Consider the following 23394-nt stretch of genomic DNA (forward strand, 5'->3'; position numbering starts at 1 on the left):
AAGAACACACACAAACACACACAAATGAAAAGAATTTTTAACATTGCCGCTGTTTCAGCGACATTGCTGCTCTCGAGCTGCGCCACCATTTTTACGGGTACAAAACAAACCGTTCAAATCAATTCAAATCCTCCAGCCGCTGCTATCGAAGTAGATGGTGTTAAAGCCGGGGTAACACCTATGGCAGTTCCCTTAAAAAAAGGATTTACCGGACAGACCATCTCATTAAAACTTGATGGTTATGAAACCAAAACATTCCAGCCTCAAACTACCTTTAATGCTGTATCTGTGGTAAATCTATTATTCATTCCTGGTTTTATTGTTGATATTGCAACAGGTGCAATGATGAAATTCGACCCAGCTGTATACGAATTTACCTTAGAGCAAAAGAAAGCCAATTAATTTAATTCTCTTAATGGAAATAATTCAAAAAGCCAGGTTTTGGAACGGAACCTGGCTTTTTTTTGATCAAAAAGATCTAATAAAGCAAAGTCGTCATTTCGACCGTAGCGGAGAAATCTAATGAAGTATACTATTTTGTTTTGATAAAAGTAAGGTGAAGCAACAAAACGTATATTGTTGATATCAAGTTATATTTTTAGTATTTTTGAGTATGAGAACTGTAACACTTGATATTTTAAACGATAAAGCATTAGATCTTTTAAAAGATTTAGAATTGCTTAAAGTTATTCGTTTGAGAAGAGATTCTAATACTCAGGATATCTCTGGTAACGATCTGATCTCAAAATATATGGGCTCGATGCAAAAACAGCCAATTTCGGAAGTTGATGAACAATTAAATAATATACGAAACGAGTGGGAATAAATACTGACAATTTTTATATAAGTGGTCGTCATCTCGACTGTAGCGTAGCGAAATGGAGAGATCTATCTCAAGGCAGATTTCTCGACTGCGTTGCACTCCGCTCGAAATGACGATTCGGGGGAAAAGCTAATCATTAAATATCTTTCAAATTAAAAGTCGTATTTTTAATTATGACTACAATTATTTCATCCCAGGAACAAATTAACAATGGTTGGTTTGTAACCCAATCAGATCTGGATGATGAAATAAATAAATGGCTGGAGGAATAATTGGTAGAACAAAATTTGCCACTCAAATATCCACAGATTAAACTATTTGCTTAACCCATAAAGAATGCCGATTTTTGCAACGATTTCGGCATTCTTGTTGTTAAGAAGAAGTGAGACGATACATCTCCTCATCAAATGCCAATTATTTTGCTCATGAAAACTACAATAACTTTTATATTTTGCTTATTTCTTACCATAACTGCTTTTGCGCAAAAAGGAGAAGTAACGGTTATAAAAGATCCCTTAATCGATAGTTTAATTGCCAAACGGCTCGAAGTTTATAAAACTTCCGGTGAGGTAAAACCTGGCAAGCCCATTGTTTCGGCGTATGGTTATAGGGTACAGATTTTTTATGGCTCAGACCGGCGCGAAGTTTTTAACCAGCAGGCGCGTTTTAAAGGATTGTACCCTCAGTTAAATACTTACCTCACCTATAAAGAACCCAATTATTATGTTCGGGTGGGCGATTTCAGGAGTCGTTTAGAGGCACAGCGTCTTATCAACGAACTCAGACCAACTTTCCCTACTCTGTTTATTTTTAGGGAAAAAATAAATGCACCAACTTTAGATACCACAACAACCAATGATCAAAAATAAAGTACAGGAACTGGCCGCTCACATTTTTAACGAAGTAGTAGGCTATCGTCAACATATCCATGCCAATCCCGAATTATCTTTTAAAGAATTCGAAACCTCTTTATTCATTAAGGATAAACTGAAAAAATGGGGAATCGAATATACCGATTGCGCCAATACAGGCGTAGTGGGGTTGATTAAGGGAAACCTGCCTTCTGATAAAGTTATTGCCTTGCGTGCCGATATGGATGCTTTACCTATCCACGAAGCAAATGATAAACCTTACCGTTCTAAAAATCATGGGGTAATGCATGCCTGCGGACATGATGTGCATACTTCTTCACTTTTGGGGACAGCTTATATCCTAAATCAAATGAAAGATGATTTCGGCGGGACCATTAAACTGATTTTTCAGCCTGCTGAAGAACTGTTACCGGGTGGAGCAAGTATCATGATCAAAGAAGGTGTACTCGAAAATCCAAAACCACATCATATTGTTGGTCAGCATGTAATGCCATTAATCGATGCTGGTAAAGTGGGTTTCCGTTCAGGTATTTACATGGCTTCTACAGACGAACTTTATGTTACTGTAACCGGAAAAGGCGGTCATGGTGCACAACCACACCAAAACATCGATCCGGTTGTAATCGCTTCACATATCATTATTGCTTTACAACAGGTGGTGAGCCGTAATGCCGATCCACGTATTCCATCAGTATTGTCTTTTGGTAAAGTAATTGCCAACGGGGCAACCAACATTATTCCGAATGAAGTAAAAATTGAAGGAACATTCAGAACTCTGGATGAAGAATGGAGAGATGAAGCGCACAAACGCATGAAAAAAATGGCTGAAGGTATTGCTGAAAGCATGGGTGGAAGCTGCGATTTCGATATTCACAGAGGATATCCATTTTTAATTAACGAAGAAAAGTTAACTGCAAATGCAAGGGCTTTTGCTGAAGACTTTTTGGGCAAAGAAAATGTGCTCGATTTAGATATCTGGATGGCTGCAGAAGATTTTTCTTTCTATTCTCAAGTTACAGATGCCTGTTTTTATCGTTTAGGCACCGGAAATGCAGCTAAAGACACACAATATTCTGTACATACCCCACGATTTGATGTTGATGAAGATGCCTTGAAAATCTCAACCGGATTGATGGCCTACATTGCTTTAAAACAACTTGGAAATTAGGATGGAAGATGTAAACAGGTAAGATGGATGATGGGGGAGTTCAAGTTCCATCATCTATATCCAATTGTCCGTTTTACATTTTCCGTCTAACATCTTCCATCATACATTATCCATCATACATGAAAAAAATATTTCTGTTTTTACTATTAATCCCGCTATTTCACAAAGGTTTTGCTCAGGAAATCAAGCGTTTCAATCCTGATACGATCAAAACCATTACGCTTGATTCTACAGTAAATATCAAAGCTGAAAAGTTGAATGTAGAAACCTTTATCAGAAAGGTAATGTACGATACTTCTTTTTATCAGTCGTTCAGGGATATGAAACGCTACACTTTTATAGCAGAAAACAGGATTTACAGTTACGATAAAAAAAATAAGGTTGATGGTAAAATATACCGTAAAATCCGTCACAATAATAGCGGGCCTTATAAAATGGAATACCTGGTAAAACAGGATACCGGCAAAATTTATAAGAAAAACGGCAAATACCAGTTGTATACCGTAGAAATGTTCGATTACATTTTTATGAATGCCTATAATACCGATTTTGTACCCAATGCACCTAAACCCGATGGAAAAGGTGGAACAAACGAAAGTTATAAAGACAAACTGAAAACCTTGATTTTTAATCCTGGCCGTCCGGTAAAGGTTCCTTTTATAGGCAGTAAAACCGAAATATTTTCGGCCAATATGCGTCAGTATTACGATTATGGATTCACCAGTGGTACTTATTTAGATTCTATTCCGGTGTACCGTTTTAAAGTTTCGGTAAAGCCCGATTTAAGCAGCTGGACCAAAGATGGTATCATGATTAAAGAACTGGTAACCATTTTTGATAAGCGCAATTTTAATATTCTCGGACGCTATGTCGACATGAAATACAGCAACATGCTTTTCGATTTCGATGTACAGATGAATATCGAAATGGGTTACTTCGGTGAAGATAAATTGCCAACCAAAATTACGTACCAGGGTAACTGGGATTATCCTTTCAAAAAAGAAGAACGGGCAAGTTTTTTAATTGTGCATAAAGATTACAAACTCGAAAAGGGCAAATAAGGATACGGTTATCGCCTAAAAGATTTATTATCTTTAAACGATTATTTAAACCCATAAATATGCAACTCTTTCCTTCCTTAAAATTCAAAATATCCATTGCTTTATTGCTGTTTTTGGGTATCCAGGTGCATGCACAGGTACTCACTTCAAAACAGATCGATAGTGTGGTCGAAAAAACACTCAGCACCTTTAATGTTCCTGGTATTGCCGTTTCAGTAATTAAAGATGGTAAAGTTATTCATTTAAAAGGTTACGGCGTAAGTTCCATCAAAACCAATAAAAAGGTTGATGAAAATACCCTTTTTGGTGTGGCTTCAAATACAAAGGCTTTCACGGCAGCATCATTAGGTATACTGGTTGATGAAAAGAAAATTACCTGGGATACAAAGGTAACCGATGTAATTCCTGAATTTAAAATGTACGATGCCTATGTAACCAGCGAGTTCACCATCCGCGATCTGCTCACTCACCGCAGTGGTTTAGGCTTGGGCGCAGGCGATTTAATGATCTGGCCTGATTCATCAACCGTAGATAAAAAACAGCTGATCCATAACCTCCGCTTTTTAAAACCGGTTTCCTCTTTTCGTACCAAATATGATTATGATAACCTGATGTATATTGTTGCCGGAGAAGTGGTGGCAAGAGTTTCAGGAATTACTTATGAAGATTTTATTGAGAGCAGGATTATTAAACCATTGGGCATGACAAAAACGGCTGCTTCATGGTACCGTTTAAAAGATAAATCGAATGTAATTGATGGGCACGCACCTTACGAAGGTAAACTGCTTCCCGTAGGCTTAAGTTTTGGGGAAATTGCGAATGCAGCAGGAGGGATTTACTCTAACGTTACCGATATGAGCAAATGGGTAATGGCCATGATCAACGGTGGTAAATATGGAGAAGCCCTGGATAAAAAGTTATTCAGTCCAGCTGTTGCCAGAGAACTCTGGACCCCGCAAACCATTATTGCAGGCGGTAATCCCGCTGCTTTTAGTAGTTACGGTTTAGGCTGGTTTTTGAGTAATGTTAACGGTAATTTTCAGGCGACACATACCGGTGGTTTATCAGGTATTGTAACGCAGGTAACCATTCTTCCTGAACTGAAACTCGGTATCATCGTGTTAACCAATCAGCAGTCTGGGGCCGCATTTAGTGCCATTACCAATTCGATCAAAGATGGTTATTTAGGTATAAAAGGTCAGGATAGGATTAAGACCTACAACGATAACAGGTTAAAAAATGAAAAACAGGCCGATGAGATGGTCGCCAAAGTTTGGAATGATATTGCTGCTCAACAAAAATTATCGACTTCGAAACCTGATGCTAAAAATTACTATGGCACTTTCCGCGATTCGTGGTTTGGCGAAGTAACCATTAGTGAAGTGAACGGTAAAATGTATTTTCAGGCCAAAAATGCGCCAAAACTGAAAGGCGATATGACTTACTATAAGGGAAATACCTTTATTGTAAAATGGTACGACAGAAGTTTGGATGCGGATGCCTTTGTTAATTTCAGTTTAGATAACAATGCCCTGGCCGATGGTTTTAAAATAGAAGCCATTTCTCCATTAACCGATTTCAGCTTCGATTTTCAGGATCTGGATTTTAAAAAGACCGACAAAAAATAACCTAACCATTATAAGCGATGAAAACCCTATTAAAAACAAGTATTTTACTAAGCTTTTGCTTAATTGCATTAACATCAATGACATTTAAACCAAAACGGATTATCTTTTTCGGCGATTCGATTACCCAGCAGGGTGTTTCTAAAAACGGCTACGTAACCCTGATCAAAAAATCACTCGACTCTACCAAATACGATGTAATCGGTGCTGGTATTGGTGGTAACAAGGTCTACGATCTCTATTTGCGTTTAGAAGATGATGTTTTGAATAAGAAACCCGATTTGGTGGTCATTTATGTAGGTATTAACGATGTGTGGCATAAACAATCTTCTCATACCGGAACAGATTACGATAAATATTTAAAGTTTTATCAGGCTTTGATCAATAAAATTCAAGGTGTTGGCAGCAAAGTGGTATTGGTTACGCCATCGGTTGTTGGTGAGAAAAAAGATGGTACTAATGAGCTGGATGCTGATCTGAATAAATATGCAGAAGGTATCAGAACATTGGCTGCAAAAAATAACCTTCCCGTATGTGATTTAAGAAAGATTTTTGCTGAATATGAGGCGAAAAATAATCCGGAAGACAAAGAAAAAGGCATTTTAACTGTTGATAGGGTACACCTGAACGAAACCGGTAATAAATTGGTAGCCGATCAGTTATTGCCTCTGGTAAAGTAATAGGTTTTAAACCGCAGAGCGCACAAAGTATTTCGCAAAGAACACAAAGAAATTTTTCTCTGTGTTCTTTGTGTTTTTTCTCTGTTATCTTTGTGGTTAAACAAGAAGAGGAAAGAGCTGTGCGTATATGATAAACCGCGAAACAATAGATAAGATAATGGATACCGCCCGAATTGAGGAGGTAGTTGGGGATTTTGTGCACTTAAAAAAACGCGGAACCAGTTTAATTGGTAATTGTCCTTTCCATGGCGAAAAAACACCATCATTCCACGTATCCGTAACAAAAGGTATTTACAAATGCTTTGGTTGTGGCAAAGGGGGCGATTCGGTACGCTTTATTATGGATCATGAAAAATATTCATATCCGGAAGCGCTTAAGTTTTTAGCCAATAAATACAATATAGAAGTTGAGGAAGCCGAACTTAGTCCGCAGGATGCCGAAGCACAGAGCGCTAAAGAAAGCCTCTACATTGTTTCGCAATACGCATCCGCATTTTTTGTAAAACAGCTTTGGGATACCGACGAGGGAAGGGGCATTGGCCTAAGTTATTTTAAAGAACGTGGTTTTAGGGAAGACATTCTTAAAAAGTTTGAAGTGGGTTATTCGCCTGATGTGTGGGATGCCCTAACGCAAAGTGCCACCAACGGAGGTCATAAATTAGAGTTTCTGGAAGCTACCGGATTATCAATTAAAAATGATAACGGTAAAATTTACGATCGTTTCCGTGGTCGTGTAATGTTTCCCATCCACAACTTTACAGGCAGAATTATTGGTTTTGGTGGCAGAACGCTAAAAACCGATAAAAACGTTCCCAAGTACGTAAACTCTCCCGAAAGCGAAATTTATCATAAATCGAATGTGCTTTATGGTTTGTTCCACGCTAAAAAAGCCATCCGAGATCTTGATAACTGTTATCTTGCCGAAGGTTATGCCGATGTACTTTCGGTGCACCAGGCCGGCATAGAAAACGTGGTAGCATCTTCTGGTACTTCATTAACCGTAGAGCAGATTAAACTAATTGGACGTTTTACCCAGAACATTACCATTTTATTTGATGGTGATGCTGCCGGTATCAAAGCTTCGCTCCGTGGTTTAGATATGATTCTGGAAGAAGGTTTGAACGTAAAAATTGTTTCCTTTCCTGATGGTCACGATCCCGATTCGTATATGCACCACGTTGGTGCCGGTGCCTTTAAAACTTACCTCGAGCAGAACAGAAAAGATTTTATCTTATACAAAGCCAATGTGCTGCTTAAAGATGCTGGCAACGATCCTATTAAAAGGGCAGGTATTATCCGCGATATTGTAGAAAGTATTGCTAAAATCCCCGATCAGATCAAAGCTTCGGTTTTTATCCGCGAGTGTAGCAGTTTGCTCGAAATTGATGAGCATATCCTATTGGGTGAACTAAATAAAATGCGTTCGGCAAAGGTTAAGAAAAACTTTGATAACCACCAACGTACAAATCCATCATCAAGTCCTAAACCTTATTCTTCCGGTGCGCCAGAGCCGTTGGGTCCGCCCGATGATTTATGGGATGATAACGCTGGTCCTGGGGGGTACGAACCCGAGCCGGTAGAAGAAGAAGAGTTTCAGGAGAAGGAGATCATTCGTTTATTACTGGCTTATGGACACGAATTTGTAAACTGGGATAAGATTGACGATATGTACATCGGGCCCTTTATCATGCAAAATCTGGCCGATGTAGAATTTGACGATCCGCTTTGTAAACGGATTATCGATTATTATAAATCGGAAATTGATAACGGTCGTTTACCAACATCGAACCATTTTGTTAAACACGAGGATAGGACAATTGCCGATCTGGCCATCACACTTTCCACCTCAGAGTATGCTTTAAGTGAAAATTGGCTAAACAAACACCTGATTTATGTTAAAGATGAATCGATGAATTTAAAAGCCACCATTTTAGGCGGTATTTTTCACCTGAAGAAACGTAAAGTCGAAAAAATATTGCTGAACTTGTTAAAAGAGATTAAGGAAGAAAAGAACGAGGATAACCAAATGATTTTAATGCAACGTTACGGTGTAATTAAAGGGGTAGAAAGGGAGATTTCAAAATTCCTGGGGTCTGTTATAGTTAAGTAATGATTGAATTAGAGAATAATTGAATTAGAGAATGATTGATTGAGTGAATGATTGATTGAGTGAATGGTGAAATGGCTAAGTGAAAAATAATATATTTGGATACCCATTCACTCATTCAAAACTTATTTTTCGAGATTTATTTATTCAGTCATTCAAAACTCACTCCTTTGAAATTTATTTATTCACTCATTCAAAACTTAATCATTCAATAATTAGATATGGCGCTCCATAACGATTTAGGTAAAGAAGGTGAAAAAATTGCCAGGCAATATCTCGAAGATCAGGGTTATGAGGTTTTGGATGAAAACTGGACACATGGCAAGGCTGAGATCGATTTAATTGTATATAAAAACGGCATCATGGTTTTTGTAGAAGTTAAATCCAGGAGTTCTGTCGCCTTTGGCGAACCGGAAGATTTTGTGCATAAAGCCAAAGAAGTACAAATGGAATTAGCCGCAAATGCCTATATTGACATCATGAATCATCAAAATGACATCCGTTTTGATATTATTGCAATTACATTTACAAAAAATAAAAATTATAATTTAAACCATATTGAAGATGCGTTTTGGCCTGAAGATTAACCCTATTAAAAATTTCATATTTATCGGAGTCGCACTTGCGTTTGTAAGCGCTTGTAAAGATAGCACCACTACAACCTATCGTAGTTTTCTTTCCCCTATGATTGGTCTTAATGTACCAGCAGGAAAAGAATTTGATGTTAAAGTACAGTTTGGGAACGAGCAAAAAGTAGATTCAGTTATTTATTTGATTGATACCGTTAAAGCATTTTCAAAAACTGATACCTCAGCCATTAAACTCAAAACTGAGGGACTGAAACTGGGTAATCACTTACTAACAGCAAAAATTTTTGGCGAAGGAAAATCAGAAGATTTAACCTCAAACATCAATATACTGGCTGCCCAGGCGCCTGCTGAATATACTTATAAAGTAATCAAAACGTTGCCTCACGATACCGCTTCTTATGTTGAGGGCTTAGAGTATCATGACGGTTTTTTCTACGAAAGTGCAGGCGATTATGGCCACTCAAGTTTACGCAAGGTAGATCAGGCAAGTGGTAAGGTTTTGCAGAAAGCAGATCTGGATAAACAATATTTTGGCGAAGGCATTACCGTTATCGGAAACAAAATTATCCAGTTAACTTACCGCGAAAAAGTGGGTTTTGTATATGATAAAGCTACCTTCAAAAAACTATCTGAGTTTTCGTACACAACAGGCAGAGAAGGCTGGGGACTGGCCTTTGACGGGCAAAAGGTACTGAATACGGATGGATCGAATACCATCTTTTTCCTAAATAAAGATACTTATCAGAAAATTGGATCTATTGATGTGTTTGATGATAAAGGTGCCATTCAGAACCTAAACGAACTTGAAGTAATTGATGGTAAAATCTATTCAAACGTATATACTACCAATAATATCCTGATTATTAATCCGGAAACGGGAGCTGTAGAAGGTAAGATCGATTTGTCGGGCTTATTACCTGCTGATTATTTTAAAACAGAAGATGCTAAAGCCAATAATGTATTAAACGGAATAGCTTACGATAAAGCAACCAAAAGGCTTTTTGTAGCCGGCAAAAAATGGCCACATATTTTCCAGATTGAGTTGGTGAAGAAATAAATATGCTAATTACTCGTTGTGATGTCACGTTGAGCTTGTCAAAACGCCTGCAATAAATTTAATAGGTCCTTCGACTGGCTATTATGGACCTCATTCGCAATTGTTTATTAATGAGTGATTTGTGGCTTCTATGCATTTCCGCACAGCTGGGCCATAGCACCGTATCTCCGTTTTACTTAAATCCGGCCTAACAAATTTTTCGGGCTTCACTAACCAAGCCAACTTACTGACTTTCAAAGAAAAATTTTCAGCCGGCGGTTTTTGGTTCTTTTTGCCGCCAAAAAGAAGGAGCCCTTCGGCGGCGGCGAGCCGAGGCAAGACCGAGCCGTAAGGCAAAAAAAATTAGAACTTCGAACGGTGTGACACCTATCGGTATATAAATGGAGGGATCTATCAAAACAAGCAGCTTGAATATAGATTTCTCCACTGCGGTCGAAATGACGATTTGCTTTAGAAATGACGATTTCCCCTATCTAATCCTTTTTCTTCGGTTCATTTAAATAACCGTTAAAAATTATCGGCTGTTTATTTACACTGCTTGCCGTTAACTGTGCATAACCATTGGTAGAGATATTAATCGTAAACCGATAGTTCTCTCTTTTTACATCTTTAGTGTTGATCTGGATGGTATAAGCTCCCTTTTTATTCTTCGATTCTGTGTAAGTAAAATCTTTTGAGGTGAATTTAATCCCACCCTCGCTCGGATCTAGAGGTGCAGAATACGATCTTCCATAATAAGGCAAAAAGGCAACTACGCTATCTTTGGTAACCCTCACATCGTATTGAGATCCCGTTAGATTGATCGTAGAACCACCCTGTGCGCCAGGCATCATACTCAACACCCTGCTAATATCGTTATTGGCCATTGGTATGGCAGTATTGGCAACAAAAGTATAATTCTTATCTGCTACAATTTTCACTGTAGTTTCCTTATTGGTTTGCGCAAAAGATTGAAACCCGATCGATAAAAATGCAAGGCTCAATATTAAATTTAAACGTTTCATAATGTGTGTTTTAAATGTGTAACAATTTAAAGATGCACAGACTAGAAAGATTCCATAATAGTGCCAAAAATGGAATGTAGCGTAAATTTAACGAATTTAGTTTTGATATAAGGCGTTCGTCTTTTCCGAATAACTCGATTTATACAATGGATTACTTTTTTCAGTTTCCGAAGCACCCAGTGTGGTGAATTTATATAACCCTGCAGGAAGGTTATTCAGTTCTATTTCTCCGTTTTCGTTGGTGATCAGGGTAATTAAACTTCCTCCTGGATTTTTGCCACCTTTTACAATGATACCTCCAATAGGCGAACCGGCTACCCTCGAATTCGGGTTGGTTGAAGGTACGGAAATGGTAAATTTATAATTTCCGGCACTGGCATTGTTAAATTCTATTTCTCCGTTTTGGTTGGTAACTAAATTTAGGATACTGCCTCCAGGGTTTTTACCGCCTTTAACCACAATGCCTCCAATAGGTTGCCCTGCAACGAAACTTACTTCACCAGTAATCACATCAAGTTTACCTTTAATAGATTTCATGATGCAAGGAAAGTGAGACTCCGGGTAATTTAATTTGCAATAATCACAGTAATGCCCTTCAGGAGCCTTTGCTCTTGATTGTTGTGTATTTTCTTCTTTTGCTGTTGATGTTTGTGTTGCAGTTTTTTTAACCTGAGCGAAAACCGTAAATGAAATACCTAGCAGAAATACCGCTACAGCAGCCCGTTTTTTCATAATATTTGATTAGAAGTATAAAATTAATCAAAAAATATGGCTCTTGCTAGTTTTTACAAGCTTGGTGGTGCTAAGGCTTTGTGTGCTTGTTTATTTCTTTTTGGATGCTTTTGCAAAAGGATTAAAGGCCAGGGCAAGGTTAACCCAAAAACTGAGTTCATCATTACGGCCTAAAACATCTTCTGATACTGAAACATAACCTTTCATCGGTCTGCTACCCATTACCATTTGTTCCCATCCATCTTTATCCGATAAGTTTTCCAGTTCGTCAGGATCGAGTCTCACCATCATACTTTCTTTGGAAACGCCGATACACATTTTGCCATTCACCATAAAAACGAGGCCACTGAACATTTCTTTTTCTTCCACATCCTGTATGTGCATCAGGCATTCGGCAACACGGAGGGCAAGGGTTTCATTGTATTTCATAGCTTAAATTGTTATGTGCGTTTGGCTGTGCCATATTTAATCCCAGTAGCGCGGAAGTATTTTCTGATCAAATCGTATTTGTCATCGCAAAATTCTCCCATCTTTATTTTCTCCGAACTCTCTTTCCTTCTATGGCATTCAAAACAAATCTCTATATATTCTGCAATCAAACCATTTTCATCTAAAAATACAATTGCATTTCGTGGTTCATAACATCTATATCCATCTGATTCTGCTATCAGTAATCCTTTATAGCTTTTGGTAGAGGTATAGCCAAAGTTATAGAGTATATCGGTAAGTTTATCCACCTCCAAAGCTGATAAAATCTTCTTTTCTTTTAATCTTGTTAAATCTAATTTTTGTTTTTTTTCCAGTAGTGTAGGGTAAACTTCTTCCTCAACCGAGGTATTGATCTGAGCTTTGGTAGTATCGGTATAAATGATCTCGGCCCTTAACTCTGGTGGTTCAAAAGAGATCAGCATTACCTTTTTATATTGGTTAAAGGGAAAAAACTTTAATCTCTCCACAGGAGAATATTTGTTCCGGTACATGCAGGTCATACGCTTTTCTAAAACAGCATAATCTGCTATGGTTGGTGGCGTTATTAGAGGCGACATTTTACCCTGTTTTTTCTTCTGTGCAAAACCTGCAGCACATAACAAACAGAAGATAAGGGTTAATTTAAGTCTATGCATGATGATGTTTATTCCTAAAATTAATGTTTAAAAGATGTTGAACAAAATAATTTTCTTAGTACCTCTATTTCAGTAAATTTGCAACATGTTGTTAAACTGCTATCAGGAAGAATTATTAGAGGCCGGATGTGATGAAGCTGGGAGAGGTTGCCTCGCGGGTCCTGTTTTTGCAGCTGCGGTAATTTTGCCAAAAGGTTTTGTGCTCGAAGGTTTAAATGATTCCAAACAGTTATCACACGATCAACGGATATTATTAAGGCCAATTATTGAGCAGGAAGCGCTGGCCTGGGCAGTGGCCTCCTGCGATCATGAAGAAATAGACCGCATCAACATTTTAAACGCATCCTTTCTGGCCATGCACAGGGCAATTGAGAAATTGCATACCCAACCTCAATACCTCGTTATTGACGGAAACCGTTTTAAAACCTATCCACAGATTCCGCATAGCTGTATTGTTAAAGGTGACGGTAAATACCTGAATATCGCTGCAGCTTCCATTTTGGCCAAAACACACCGCGATGAATACATGACCAACCTGCATATCGATTATCCACATTATAACTGGCAGCAAAATAAAGGTTATCCAACAACTGCGCACCGCAGAGCGGTTATTGAAATCGGATTATCGCCTTTTCACCGTAAAACTTTTAATGTAAGCGACTCGCAGTTAGATCTGTTTTCAAAAAACGCCTAAAATTTCGTAATTTCACAACATTGTGAAAATTCTGTTGATTACTAAGCGGATTCCCTTCCCGCCAAATAGTGGTTATCCCATTGTGGTTTATAATACCATAAAAGGTTTACTGCAGCTTGGTGCAGATATCACTTTGTTTAGCCTTAACCCCACAAAAGGAAAAATCGATATTGAAGATATTTATGATCCGATTTTTGAACAGATTAAATTCCATACTTACGATCTCGACACCGATGTAAATGTATGGTCGGCATTTTTTAACATTTTTACCAACGAATCTTACAACGTATCGCGATATTATAGTGAAGATGCGGCAAGGCAGCTGGAAAACCTACTGCGAGAAAATGCTTTTGATGTCATCCAGTTCGAAGGCCTTTTTGTGGTTCCCTATTTAGATGTGGTAAAAGCAAACAGCAATGCGAAACTAATCTACAGGGCACATAATATCGAATTTACCCTTTGGGAACGACTTTCGCATTCAGAAAAATTTCTCGTACGGCGTAAATACCTGGCTTTTTTAGCACAACGGCTTAAAGCTTATGAAACCGATCAGATTAATCGTTTTCACCATATTTTTGCCATCAGTGAGCCCGATCGGCAAAGTATATTGATGTTTGGCTGTGAAGTGCCGATGTCGGTTTTTCCGGTGGCCATTGATTTAGAGAAGTATAAAGTAGATAAAACCAAAACCAGTTTCCCTACGCTTTTTCATTTGGGGGCAATGGACTGGCGGCCTAACCAGGAAGGTTTAGAATGGTTTTTGGATGATATCTGGCCCGATATCGAAAAGCTGAACAAAGACCTCCGTTTCTATATCGCCGGAAAAAATATGCAGAAACACTTCTTTGAATATGATTCGGAAAACCTGATTGTAGAAGGGGAGGTTTTTGATGCGGTAGAGTTTATGAATTCCAAAGCTATTATGATTGTTCCCTTAATTTCAGGTACCGGTATGCGGGTAAAGATTATTGAAGGTATGGCCATGAAAAAATGCATTATTGCTACCACTACCGCTGCTGAAGGTATTAACTGCAGGCACGGACATGATATTTTAATCGCCGATTCGGCAGATGAATTTTACCGTTCGATTTTGCAGTGTATCATCAACCCAAAACGCTGGGTAGAAATAGGGGAGAACGCCCGTAGAACTGTAGAGAACGACCATGGTGTTCATTTGATCTCCAGTAAAATGTTAAAGATTTACGAAGGGCTGGTGAGTGCGTAGGTATATAGAGAGTTTACAACTTTAATAGGCACCTGGGTTACAAGTTGTCAACTCTGGAAATCTGATACAATTTATAAATTCCCCGACTACGCCCGAAATGACCATTTCGGGTTACAATATTGACTTGGTTAAATGGATTTCAGTATAAAAAACTCACTAAAAATTAACCTCAAAATTTTGCCTTTTTCTTAGTAGTTTTGCCCGCGAAGAATAAATAGGCAACATTGTATTTTGCAGCCTAATAAGTTGATAAACAAACTAAAAACTGCTTCATTATCATAAAAAATAAAATTCACGGATGAAAAACACCGCATTAACAGAAAAACACATCGCTTTAGGCGCTAAAATGGTTCCATTTGCAGGTTACAATATGCCTGTTACTTACGAAGGTATTAATGCAGAACATGCAACTGTTCGCAATGGTGTGGGTGTTTTTGATGTGAGCCACATGGGCGAATTTATCTTGAAAGGTGAGAAAGCATTGGATCTTATCCAACGTGTAACCAGTAACGATGCTTCTAAATTATACGATGGAAAAGTTCAGTATTCGTGCTTGCCAAATCAAGACGGTGGTATTGTAGATGACCTTTTGGTTTATAAAATAGACGATAAAACCTACATGTTGGTGGTAAATGCATCGAACATCGAAAAAGATTGGAACTGGATTCAGCAGTTTAATACCGAAGGTGTGGAAATGCACAATATTTCTGATCAAACTTCGCTTTTAGCTATTCAGGGACCTAAAGCCGCAGATGCATTGCAAAGCTTGACTGATGTTGACCTGGCCTCAATGGAATATTATACTTTCGTTAAGGGTACTTTTGCCGGTGTTGAAAATGTGGTGATTTCTGCAACAGGATATACCGGAGCTGGCGGTTTCGAGATTTATTTCGAAAATCAATATGCTGATCAGATCTGGGATGCCATTTTTCAAGCTGGTGCACCATATAATATTCAACCAATTGGTTTAGGCGCCCGCGATACCTTGCGTTTAGAAATGGGTTTCTGTTTATATGGAAATGATATTGATGATACCACGTCGCCAATTGAAGCAGGTTTAGGCTGGATTACCAAGTTTTCTAAATCTTTTACCAACTCTGAAGCCTTATTGGCGCAAAAAGAAGCTGGTATCCAAAAGAAACTGGTAGGTTTCGAAATGATCGATCGTGGTATTCCGCGTCATGATTACCAAATTGCTGATGCTGAAGGAAATATCATTGGTAAAGTAACCTCTGGAACCCAGGCACCATCGTTACAAAAAGCAATCGGTATGGGTTACATTGCAAAAGATTTCACCAAAGAAGGAACTGAAGTATTTATCTTGATCCGCAACACGCCAATTAAAGCCAAAGTGGTTAAGTTTCCTTTTTATAAATAAGATAAGTTGCCAGTATCAAGTAGCAAGACAAATCATTTTGCTACTTGATACTCTAGTACTCAATACTCCTCAAATGTCAAAAAAAATAGAAGTTTGTTTAACGCCAGCATTGATCGATTTATACGATATCGAAGAAAGCATTGTGGTGGTGATCGATATTTTAAGAGCTACATCATCTATTACTTATGGGATCGATAATGGTGCTGAAGCAATAATTCCGGTAGCCAATGTAGAAGATTGTTTAAATTATCGCGAAAGTGGATTTTTATTGGCAGCAGAAAGAAACGGAGAAGTGGTATCGGGATATGATTTTGGTAATTCGCCTTTCTCATACACTAAGGAAAAAGTTGGTGGAAAAACGGTTGTCCTTACTACAACCAATGGTACAAAAGCATTGCATTTGGCCCAAAAAAGAGCTTATCAGGTTGTAATCGGATCATTCCTTAATTTAGATTCACTTTGTTCTTATTTGAAAAGCCAGGATAAAAATGTGCTTTTATTGTGTGCCGGCTGGAAAGATCAGTTTAATTTAGAAGATACTTTATTTGCGGGCGCTGTTGTAAATAAACTCCGTCAAAATTTCGAACATTTTGATGATTCTAGTGTGGCTGCAGAGGATTTATACCTGTTAGCTAAAGATGATCTGCGGAAATACCTGCACAAATCTTCTCATAGTCATCGCCTTGCACAATTGAATATCGAGGAAGATGTTGTTTTTTGCTTACAATTGAATCTTTGCGAAGCTATTCCTGTTTTAGAAGGTGAACGTCTGGTTGCTTTAAAAAAATAAAGAGCGCTATAAACTCTTTTTTAAAAGCTAAACTTCAACCCCAGAAACACTGCATTATTTCTGAAATTTGCGCCATTAAATTGTGTTTCTTCCGTATTACGGTCGTTAAAATAAGCTTTGTCGACTCCAGAATAAGTATTGATGTTATTAATTTTATAATCAGCTTCTACACTTAAACTTTTATTGAGCGGTACCGATAAGTTAATGTCGCCGTTTAGCGCGAAAGAGTTGGCTTTGTGTGTAAAACTTACGGGTTTGGCAAAATCTGGGATTAAATTCCAGTTGGCCTTGGCAGAATAGGTGTAAAATCCTCCTAAAATAGTTGCACCAACACTAAATCCATCAGTTTTAAAAACAAAATTACCGCCAAAATCAAAACCTTTATACCTGGCTTCGTAAGTAGAGTTTAAACCATTACTTGCCGGGTTACTTGCACTTTCCAGCAGGTAAAATTTTTGCTGGTGATACGAGATGCCAATAACCGGATTTATGTTGAATTTCCCCAATTTTAAAAGCTGGTAATCTAGTTGTAAATCAGCATTGTATAAATAACCTCTATTGGCATTAAGCAGATCAAAATAAAAAGCGCCTTGTCTGTTATCATCTGCATAATCGGTGTCTTCTGCCTCGCCCTTGGTAATGTTGCTATATTGGTTTGTAGCTTTTACACTGAGTTTGTTGGTAATGTTGTACTTAATATCCAAACCATAGCTTGGACCTTTAAGGTTTTTCCAGATCAGTTCTGATAGTACATTGGGGTTTGTTCCCTGGGCATTGCCTGCAATAGACCAATCAAAACGCGATTGCTGAAAGCCAGCATAAGGCTTTATTTCCCATTTATGCGGAATGTTTTGTGCAGATGATGTTTTGTGAAACAGAATAAGAATTAAACAGGTTAAGCAATATTTAAAAAAGAAAATCCGCAAGGTGATCTGCATACTTGTTTTCGGTTTATACAAAGCAAAATACACATAGTGGCGAATTAAACCACTATGTGCATTATTTTATTTTTTAAAATGGATATACTGAAGCAATAAACGTTTTATCGGTAGGTGATAATACCGTGTTCCATCCCACTTCATAATCGCCGATGGTTAATTCGTTTGGAACCGAATAGTGCATGATCGAATTTTTATCATAAGCGCTATAGTTGGTTTGTGTGGTGCTGTATTTTGCAAATAAGTTATTATCTACATCAGCCTGGCTCCAGTAATTTGGTGCAGCAGCGTAATAAGCATATACAGCTGGTTTATCCCATGGAATAGCCACCAATGGATGCTGGTGTTCATGGATCATACCTAAAGCGTGGCCAAATTCGTGAATAACCACACGGCTATATTCCGAATCGGCAGTGGTTGAAGTTAACCAACCGAAATTCATGGTTGCATTGGCAGACGAAATAGAACTGGCATCTTTTCCAATGTACGACCAGGATCCGTCGCCACTCACAAAACTTACCCTAATGGTTGCCGTATTATCGTTAGTTACAAAGTTAAATTTGATGTTGGCATAAGTTTCCCATGTCTTTGCAAATTGGATTACTTTAGCCCTGATGGCTGCGGTACTTCCATTCAAACTTACTTTAAGTGTGGTTCCAGGTGTCCATTTTTTGGTTTTCAAAACGGCGCCTCTGGGTGTAGTACCATCTATTGATCTTTCTGTACAGATCTGGATATTGCCCAGCGGATTAACGGCAGAAGTTTCAGGTTTTTGCAAATCTGTTGTTTCCGTTGGTTTTTCCTTCTTACAGGCGAATAATACAGTGGTTAATGCAAGCGCGGTAAACAGGGTTTTATTTAATTTTAAGAATTTCATGTTTTAGGTTTTTTAGGTAAAAATTAATGATCTGTATTTGACGTAAAATCAAGTTAGAAGATCGTAAAAACAGGAATTCTTCTTCTCTGGAAAAGAATAATCAGGTTGATAAACATAGATAGACATTTAGGATAATTTTCTCTGCACCAGCAGAGTATAATCCTAAAGTAAAACATAATTATGTCATCACCAAAAGAAATGTAATATTTTTATTGCAAAATTGTATTAAATACACTTGATAATTTGATTATTTTATAGTGTATTGATGTATAATTAATAATACATTTGTCAGGATTTGTTTTTTATCAATTGGATTAGGGTTTGGTGATCAGTTCAGAAATAGTCGGGCTATTCTTTATGGTAATCAAAGCCTCTTCGTGTGCCAGCCAATAAATATCTTCAGCACGTTTCATATCAAAGGTACTAATGGCACCTAAACCTTTTGGTTCGATGAGAACATTGCAGAATTTCGCCTTTCTTTCCATGTCATGATTGATCGACATAATCCCTGCACGTCCCATTAAATTGGTGATTCCCGTAATTTTATCAACGGGTTTAAGGTGGTTACAAGAAGAGCCAATAATGAAATCGCAATCTTCCATTAAAGGTTCAACGGGGAAATTATTTAAAATACCACCATCTACATACATCTGGCCATCGATCATAATAGGCTTAAAAATCCCGGGGATACAGCTGGAAGCATGTACCGCTCTAATTAGGGGGCCTTTGGTGAAATAAACCAAACGGCCTTCGCTAAAATTTACGGCTGCGATAGTTAAAGGTATTTTTAGTTTCTCAATGGTATCATCAGGGAAATATTCCTTTAAAATTAAAGCAGTATTCTCAATATTGATCAGGCCCAAAGAACCTACTGCCGGGCGAACAAAGCGCCAGAGTTTGGTTTTAAGGAAAATATTCAAACCTTCTTCGGGATCTATGCCAGCTGCAAAAAAAGCCCCTGCTATGGCGCCGGCACTGGTTCCGCTGATGTGGCTAAAGGTAATGCCCAAATTACTAAAGGCTTTTAAAACACCTAAATGTGCTATTCCCCTGATGCCTCCGCCTGATAATACAATGCCAACTCTCATAGATTTAATTTAGGATGATTACTTTTTAAAGTTTAACCGATCGATTTTATTGCTTAACTGTTGTATTGTTAAATTGTTTTTGGTTTGCAACTGTAAACTGATCACTCGAAACTGCAAATTATTTTTTTTGTTTCGGTTTGTATTTCGATTGATTTAATATTTTCTGCGCATCATTACTTGCCATTAATTTTTGCAAAGTAACCTCAGGATGCGCGGCCATATATTTCCTTACAATTTGCCATCCCATCCATACACCCAATTTTGGTGCCGAATCTCTGTTTTCGCCTAAACCCGGTGTAAAAGGTCCTTCCGATAAAAATACCTGGATCTTTTGATAATCGGTTTCATACAAAAAGTTGTTCTCCAAAAAATATGCCCAAATGTCGCCTTCAAAATTTTGTGCCCAATCCAATTGTTGCCGGGTATAGCCAATTTTAGTCGAATCGCTTACATTTTCGGGCAAAACCTGATCAAGAAAGTACAATATTTTTCCCTGAAAGATCATTTTAGATAAGAGCGTTCTGTTTTCGTCAGGTTCAGCAAAAAGCTCTTCGTGAGCGTATGTTTCGGCTACACGGGGCACGATATATTCGGGGGCAAATCTCCGTGAAAGGTATAAAGGCACACTTTGCACAATAGCTTTGTAAAATTTGCTGTCTTTGCCCAAAAACATATCCAAACCAATGCCCAGATAATTGTCGCCAACTGGCATCTGGTAGGCGAAACCCGATGCAAAAGAAATAAATTTTGGGATTTTGGCTTTTGGATAATAATATTTGATGTATTTGAAGGTTTCATTTAAGCCTTCTTCCTGAGGCTTCAGATTTGGAAAAACGCTATCCACTTCTTTGGTTAAATCGGTATAAGCCTGATCGTGGTATAAATTGGCCAGCGACTCAGTATTGGAATACTTGCTATCCAATATCCGGTGGATAAAATCATCATAAAATACGCCATATTTAGAGCGAAGCTGTTGGTCAACCTCCGTAATGTTTTTCTTTTTACCCGCAAATAGCTCGTTATCAAATCTTTCAATCTTGATGTCAACCTGTATTTTACTTACATCAGGCCGGTTACTTTGCCTGCAGGAAATAAATGCCATGGCAAAAAGAAAAATTAGATAAATTTGCCAGTGTTTTACGTTATATGTCATGTAGAACAAATATATATAAACAGCTATAGCATGAAAAGAATATCGGCCATTTTAATTTTGTCACTTTTAAGTTTCGGCGCATGGGCGCAAAACTCTTCTCTAACCAATTACGGCTTTAGGTTAGGTTTAACGGCTACACCAACTTTTGGCTGGATTAAACCCGAACAGGGCAAAACTGATGGAGTAGCTTTAGGCTTTTCTTATGGACTGATCGGCGATTTCAATTTCGCCCCTAATTATAGTTTTGCCACAGCGCTAACCATTACTTCTATTAACGGTAAAAGTACAGAAGTAAATGCTCAGCCATATTATGCGGGGGGCTCTATCCCAAAAGCTTACGATTTAAAATATAAACTGCAATATGTAGATCTGCCATTAACTGTTAAATTAAAAACCATCAAGGCTGATGGAAAACGTTGGTATGGTCAGTTTGGATTGTCTAATTCATTTAATATCAGTGCTAAGCAGGATGCTGTAACTGATGGATCGGTTGTGGGCGATAATTTGAATGTATCTGATAATATTAAACTTTATCGTGCCGGATTAATCATTGGTGGCGGTGGTGAGTTTGATGTTTCCGGAAATACCAGTATTGTGGCTGGTTTAACCTTTAACAATGGCTTTACCAATATTGTAACCGATAAAAATAGAAATGTTAAAAACCACTATTTGGCACTTAACTTTGGCGTGTTTTTTTAGTCTTAAATATTTTCTTCATACTTATTACCTAATACCCAATACTCCTAAAACCTACTACAAAAATGAAAATAGCGCTGGCACAACTCAATTACCATATTGGAAACTTTGAGGCTAACACCCAAAAAATAACCGAAAATATTAAACTGGCTAAAGCTAAAGGTGCTGACCTGGTTGTGTTTGCCGAGCTGGCGATATGTGGGTATCCGCCAAGGGATTTTTTAGAGTTTGAAGAGTTTATTGTACTCTGCGAAAATGCTGTCGAAGAGATTGCAAAACATTGTACCGATATTGCCTGTATTGTGGGTTTACCAGTAAAGAATGAGGTATTACAAGGAAAAGATCTATTTAATGCGGCTTATTTTATCGAAGCCGGAAAAGTTAAAGCGGTAGTTAAAAAAGCACTTTTACCTACTTACGATGTGTTTGATGAGTATCGTTATTTCGAACCGGCTACGCAGTTTAGCTGTATCGAATTTCAAGGGAAAAAGATTGCATTAACCATTTGCGAAGACCTTTGGAACATCAACGATAATCCACTTTATGTGTCTAATCCGATGGATGAGCTGATTAAAGAGCAGCCTGATGTAATGATCAATATTGCTGCTTCTCCGTTTTCTTACACCCATGATGATGAGCGCATACAGGTATTGGCAGATAACGCAAAAAAATACCATTTACCTGTATTTTATGTCAACCAGGTGGGTGCGCAAACGGAAATTATTTTTGACGGCGGTTCATTGGTTTTTGATGCCGATGGCGAAATGAAAGCCGAAATGAAATATTTTGAAGAAGATCTTCAGGTTTTTGATTTAGAAGAGGTTGAAAGCGTACGTAATAAATACCCGAAATCGGAGCGATTAACAGATATTGAACAAATTCATGATGCATTAATTTTAGGAATTAAAGATTATTTCCGAAAATCAGGTTTCAGCAAAGCAGTTTTAGGCTTATCTGGTGGAATTGATTCGGCTGTGGTTTGTGCTTTGGCCTGTCGCGCTCTAGGGGCAGAAAATGTAATGGCTGTTTTAATGCCTTCCAAATTCTCATCAGATCATTCGGTTCAGGATGCTTTGGATCTGGTAAATAATATTGGCTGTATGCATGAAATTGTGCCGATTAAAGAAGTTGCCGAAGCTTTTGACCATATTTTAGCACCAGCTTTTAAAGGTTTGTCTTTTAACCTTGCAGAAGAAAATATTCAGGCCCGAATCCGCGGGATCATTAACATGGCCATGAGCAATAAATTTGGCTATATTTTACTTAATACCTCAAACAAAAGTGAATGTGCAGTAGGTTACGGTACTTTATATGGCGATATGTGTGGTGCAATCGGAGTGATTGGAGATGTATATAAAATGCAGGTTTTCGAACTTGCCAGGTACATTAATAAGGAAAGGGAAATTATTCCGGTGAATACTATTGTTAAGCCGCCGTCAGCAGAATTGAGGCCTGATCAGAAAGATTCTGATTCTTTACCTGAATATGAAATCCTCGATAAAATATTATATCAGCACATCGAAAAGAAACAAGGCTCGAAAGCAATTATTGCCCAGGGTTACGATGAAGCCTTAGTGAAACGGATTCTGAAAATGGTTAACATAGCCGAGTTTAAACGTTACCAAACACCACCTATTTTAAGGGTATCGCCTAAAGCATTTGGTATGGGCAGAAGAATGCCTATTGTAGGGAAGTATATGGCGTAGAGGTTG

The 23394-nt window shown here is 38.0% G+C and carries 24 protein-coding genes; 16 read left to right on the top strand and 8 right to left on the bottom strand.

Annotation, left to right across the window (positions count from 1 at the left end; genetic code table 11):
* Positions 1-24 precede the first annotated feature (24 nt).
* From H9L23_RS24915 to H9L23_RS24960, 10 genes are all read left to right on the top strand, one after another.
* Positions 25-402: a PEGA domain-containing protein gene (locus tag H9L23_RS24915; protein WP_187592818.1), complete on the top strand. Its 378-nt coding sequence runs from the start codon at positions 25-27 to the stop codon at positions 400-402.
* A 211-nt stretch (positions 403-613) separates the two neighbouring features.
* A complete protein-coding gene (locus H9L23_RS24920) occupies positions 614-826 on the top strand; it encodes a hypothetical protein (protein WP_187592819.1) in 213 nt (70 codons plus the stop codon).
* A 422-nt stretch (positions 827-1248) separates the two neighbouring features.
* Positions 1249-1692, top strand: coding sequence for an SPOR domain-containing protein (locus H9L23_RS24925; protein ID WP_187592820.1), 444 nt, complete (start codon positions 1249-1251; stop codon positions 1690-1692).
* Positions 1679-2863, top strand: coding sequence for a M20 metallopeptidase family protein (locus tag H9L23_RS24930; RefSeq protein ID WP_187592821.1), 1185 nt, complete (start codon positions 1679-1681; stop codon positions 2861-2863). Before H9L23_RS24925 ends, H9L23_RS24930 begins: the two co-directional genes overlap by 14 nt.
* A 119-nt stretch (positions 2864-2982) precedes the next feature.
* Positions 2983-3924, top strand: a complete 942-nt coding sequence (locus H9L23_RS24935) for a hypothetical protein (protein ID WP_187592822.1) — start codon at positions 2983-2985, stop codon at positions 3922-3924.
* A 59-nt stretch (positions 3925-3983) separates the two neighbouring features.
* On the top strand, positions 3984-5552 hold the full coding sequence (locus H9L23_RS24940; RefSeq protein WP_187592823.1) for a serine hydrolase: 1569 nt from the start codon (positions 3984-3986) through the stop codon (positions 5550-5552).
* A gap of 77 nt (positions 5553-5629) precedes the next feature.
* Positions 5630-6229, top strand: a complete 600-nt coding sequence (locus H9L23_RS24945; protein WP_246474778.1) for an SGNH/GDSL hydrolase family protein — start codon at positions 5630-5632, stop codon at positions 6227-6229.
* A 127-nt stretch (positions 6230-6356) separates the two neighbouring features.
* Positions 6357-8339 carry a DNA primase gene (dnaG, locus tag H9L23_RS24950; RefSeq protein WP_187592824.1) on the top strand — a complete coding sequence of 661 codons (1983 nt, stop codon included), beginning with the start codon at positions 6357-6359 and terminating at the stop codon, positions 8337-8339.
* Between the two features lie 218 nt (positions 8340-8557).
* Positions 8558-8923 (top strand): YraN family protein, encoded by a 366-nt coding sequence (locus tag H9L23_RS24955; protein WP_187592825.1) that lies wholly within the window; start codon positions 8558-8560, stop codon positions 8921-8923.
* Complete coding sequence (locus H9L23_RS24960) at positions 8901-9983, top strand: glutaminyl-peptide cyclotransferase (protein ID WP_187592826.1); 1083 nt, start codon at positions 8901-8903, stop codon at positions 9981-9983. Before H9L23_RS24955 ends, H9L23_RS24960 begins: the two co-directional genes overlap by 23 nt.
* Positions 9984-10456: 473 nt before the next feature.
* On the opposite strand, the gene H9L23_RS24965 is transcribed toward H9L23_RS24960, so the two are convergent.
* The 4 genes from H9L23_RS24965 to H9L23_RS24980 form a co-directional block, all read right to left on the bottom strand.
* On the bottom strand, positions 10457-10987 hold the full coding sequence (locus H9L23_RS24965; RefSeq protein ID WP_187592827.1) for a DUF4251 domain-containing protein: 531 nt from the start codon (positions 10985-10987) through the stop codon (positions 10457-10459).
* A gap of 96 nt (positions 10988-11083) precedes the next feature.
* On the bottom strand, positions 11084-11719 hold the full coding sequence (locus tag H9L23_RS24970) for a carboxypeptidase regulatory-like domain-containing protein (RefSeq protein WP_187592828.1): 636 nt from the start codon (positions 11717-11719) through the stop codon (positions 11084-11086).
* Between the two features lie 90 nt (positions 11720-11809).
* Positions 11810-12148, bottom strand: a complete 339-nt coding sequence (locus H9L23_RS24975; protein ID WP_187592829.1) for a TfoX/Sxy family protein — start codon at positions 12146-12148, stop codon at positions 11810-11812.
* Between the two features lie 11 nt (positions 12149-12159).
* Positions 12160-12843 carry a hypothetical protein gene (locus H9L23_RS24980; RefSeq protein ID WP_187592830.1) on the bottom strand — a complete coding sequence of 228 codons (684 nt, stop codon included), beginning with the start codon at positions 12841-12843 and terminating at the stop codon, positions 12160-12162.
* An 85-nt stretch (positions 12844-12928) separates the two neighbouring features.
* Here H9L23_RS24980 and H9L23_RS24985 point away from each other — a divergent pair, with 85 nt between their 5' ends.
* The 4 genes from H9L23_RS24985 (at position 12929) to H9L23_RS25000 (ending at position 16930) form a co-directional block, all read left to right on the top strand.
* On the top strand, positions 12929-13537 hold the full coding sequence (locus tag H9L23_RS24985) for a ribonuclease HII (RefSeq protein ID WP_187592831.1): 609 nt from the start codon (positions 12929-12931) through the stop codon (positions 13535-13537).
* 22 nt (positions 13538-13559) lie between these two features.
* Positions 13560-14762, top strand: coding sequence for a glycosyltransferase (locus tag H9L23_RS24990; RefSeq protein WP_187592832.1), 1203 nt, complete (start codon positions 13560-13562; stop codon positions 14760-14762).
* 298 nt (positions 14763-15060) lie between these two features.
* Positions 15061-16140, top strand: coding sequence for a glycine cleavage system aminomethyltransferase GcvT (gene gcvT, locus H9L23_RS24995; RefSeq protein ID WP_187592833.1), 1080 nt, complete (start codon positions 15061-15063; stop codon positions 16138-16140).
* A gap of 73 nt (positions 16141-16213) precedes the next feature.
* Positions 16214-16930: a 2-phosphosulfolactate phosphatase gene (locus H9L23_RS25000; RefSeq protein ID WP_187592834.1), complete on the top strand. Its 717-nt coding sequence runs from the start codon at positions 16214-16216 to the stop codon at positions 16928-16930.
* Positions 16931-16950: 20 nt separating this feature from the next.
* Here H9L23_RS25000 and H9L23_RS25005 read toward each other — a convergent pair whose 3' ends face one another.
* From H9L23_RS25005 to gldB, 4 genes are all read right to left on the bottom strand, one after another.
* Positions 16951-17868, bottom strand: a complete 918-nt coding sequence (locus tag H9L23_RS25005) for a hypothetical protein (protein WP_187592835.1) — start codon at positions 17866-17868, stop codon at positions 16951-16953.
* Between the two features lie 73 nt (positions 17869-17941).
* Positions 17942-18745 carry a M12 family metallopeptidase gene (locus H9L23_RS25010; RefSeq protein WP_187592836.1) on the bottom strand — a complete coding sequence of 268 codons (804 nt, stop codon included), beginning with the start codon at positions 18743-18745 and terminating at the stop codon, positions 17942-17944.
* A gap of 314 nt (positions 18746-19059) precedes the next feature.
* The gene (locus H9L23_RS25015; protein ID WP_025142083.1) at positions 19060-19833 is read right to left on the bottom strand and encodes a patatin-like phospholipase family protein; all 774 of its coding nucleotides are present in this window, start codon (positions 19831-19833) and stop codon (positions 19060-19062) included.
* A 118-nt stretch (positions 19834-19951) separates the two neighbouring features.
* Positions 19952-20986, bottom strand: a complete 1035-nt coding sequence (gene gldB, locus H9L23_RS25020) for a gliding motility lipoprotein GldB (RefSeq protein ID WP_187592837.1) — start codon at positions 20984-20986, stop codon at positions 19952-19954.
* A 30-nt stretch (positions 20987-21016) separates the two neighbouring features.
* On the opposite strand from gldB, the gene H9L23_RS25025 reads away from it, so the two are divergent.
* Positions 21017-21685, top strand: a complete 669-nt coding sequence (locus tag H9L23_RS25025) for a porin family protein (RefSeq protein WP_187592838.1) — start codon at positions 21017-21019, stop codon at positions 21683-21685.
* Between the two features lie 62 nt (positions 21686-21747).
* Complete coding sequence (locus H9L23_RS25030; protein ID WP_187592839.1) at positions 21748-23388, top strand: NAD+ synthase; 1641 nt, start codon at positions 21748-21750, stop codon at positions 23386-23388.
* Positions 23389-23394: the final 6 nt, after the last annotated feature.

The organism is Pedobacter roseus, from assembly GCF_014395225.1.
In the GTDB taxonomy this organism is placed as follows: Bacteria; Bacteroidota; Bacteroidia; order Sphingobacteriales; family Sphingobacteriaceae; genus Pedobacter; species Pedobacter roseus.

Coding starts and splice junctions, on each gene's coding strand:
- H9L23_RS24915 (WP_187592818.1), top strand. CDS start 25: ATGAAAAGAATTTTTAACATTGCCGCTGTTTCAGCGACATTGCTGCTC.
- H9L23_RS24920 (WP_187592819.1), top strand. CDS start 614: ATGAGAACTGTAACACTTGATATTTTAAACGATAAAGCATTAGATCTT.
- H9L23_RS24925 (WP_187592820.1), top strand. CDS start 1,249: ATGAAAACTACAATAACTTTTATATTTTGCTTATTTCTTACCATAACT.
- H9L23_RS24930 (WP_187592821.1), top strand. CDS start 1,679: ATGATCAAAAATAAAGTACAGGAACTGGCCGCTCACATTTTTAACGAA.
- H9L23_RS24935 (WP_187592822.1), top strand. CDS start 2,983: ATGAAAAAAATATTTCTGTTTTTACTATTAATCCCGCTATTTCACAAA.
- H9L23_RS24940 (WP_187592823.1), top strand. CDS start 3,984: ATGCAACTCTTTCCTTCCTTAAAATTCAAAATATCCATTGCTTTATTG.
- H9L23_RS24945 (WP_246474778.1), top strand. CDS start 5,630: ATGACATTTAAACCAAAACGGATTATCTTTTTCGGCGATTCGATTACC.
- dnaG (WP_187592824.1), top strand. CDS start 6,357: ATGATAAACCGCGAAACAATAGATAAGATAATGGATACCGCCCGAATT.
- H9L23_RS24955 (WP_187592825.1), top strand. CDS start 8,558: ATGGCGCTCCATAACGATTTAGGTAAAGAAGGTGAAAAAATTGCCAGG.
- H9L23_RS24960 (WP_187592826.1), top strand. CDS start 8,901: ATGCGTTTTGGCCTGAAGATTAACCCTATTAAAAATTTCATATTTATC.
- H9L23_RS24965 (WP_187592827.1), bottom strand. CDS start 10,987: ATGAAACGTTTAAATTTAATATTGAGCCTTGCATTTTTATCGATCGGG.
- H9L23_RS24970 (WP_187592828.1), bottom strand. CDS start 11,719: ATGAAAAAACGGGCTGCTGTAGCGGTATTTCTGCTAGGTATTTCATTT.
- H9L23_RS24975 (WP_187592829.1), bottom strand. CDS start 12,148: ATGAAATACAATGAAACCCTTGCCCTCCGTGTTGCCGAATGCCTGATG.
- H9L23_RS24980 (WP_187592830.1), bottom strand. CDS start 12,843: ATGCATAGACTTAAATTAACCCTTATCTTCTGTTTGTTATGTGCTGCA.
- H9L23_RS24985 (WP_187592831.1), top strand. CDS start 12,929: ATGTTGTTAAACTGCTATCAGGAAGAATTATTAGAGGCCGGATGTGAT.
- gcvT (WP_187592833.1), top strand. CDS start 15,061: ATGAAAAACACCGCATTAACAGAAAAACACATCGCTTTAGGCGCTAAA.
- H9L23_RS25000 (WP_187592834.1), top strand. CDS start 16,214: ATGTCAAAAAAAATAGAAGTTTGTTTAACGCCAGCATTGATCGATTTA.
- H9L23_RS25005 (WP_187592835.1), bottom strand. CDS start 17,868: ATGCAGATCACCTTGCGGATTTTCTTTTTTAAATATTGCTTAACCTGT.
- H9L23_RS25010 (WP_187592836.1), bottom strand. CDS start 18,745: ATGAAATTCTTAAAATTAAATAAAACCCTGTTTACCGCGCTTGCATTA.
- H9L23_RS25015 (WP_025142083.1), bottom strand. CDS start 19,833: ATGAGAGTTGGCATTGTATTATCAGGCGGAGGCATCAGGGGAATAGCA.
- gldB (WP_187592837.1), bottom strand. CDS start 20,986: ATGACATATAACGTAAAACACTGGCAAATTTATCTAATTTTTCTTTTT.
- H9L23_RS25025 (WP_187592838.1), top strand. CDS start 21,017: ATGAAAAGAATATCGGCCATTTTAATTTTGTCACTTTTAAGTTTCGGC.
- H9L23_RS25030 (WP_187592839.1), top strand. CDS start 21,748: ATGAAAATAGCGCTGGCACAACTCAATTACCATATTGGAAACTTTGAG.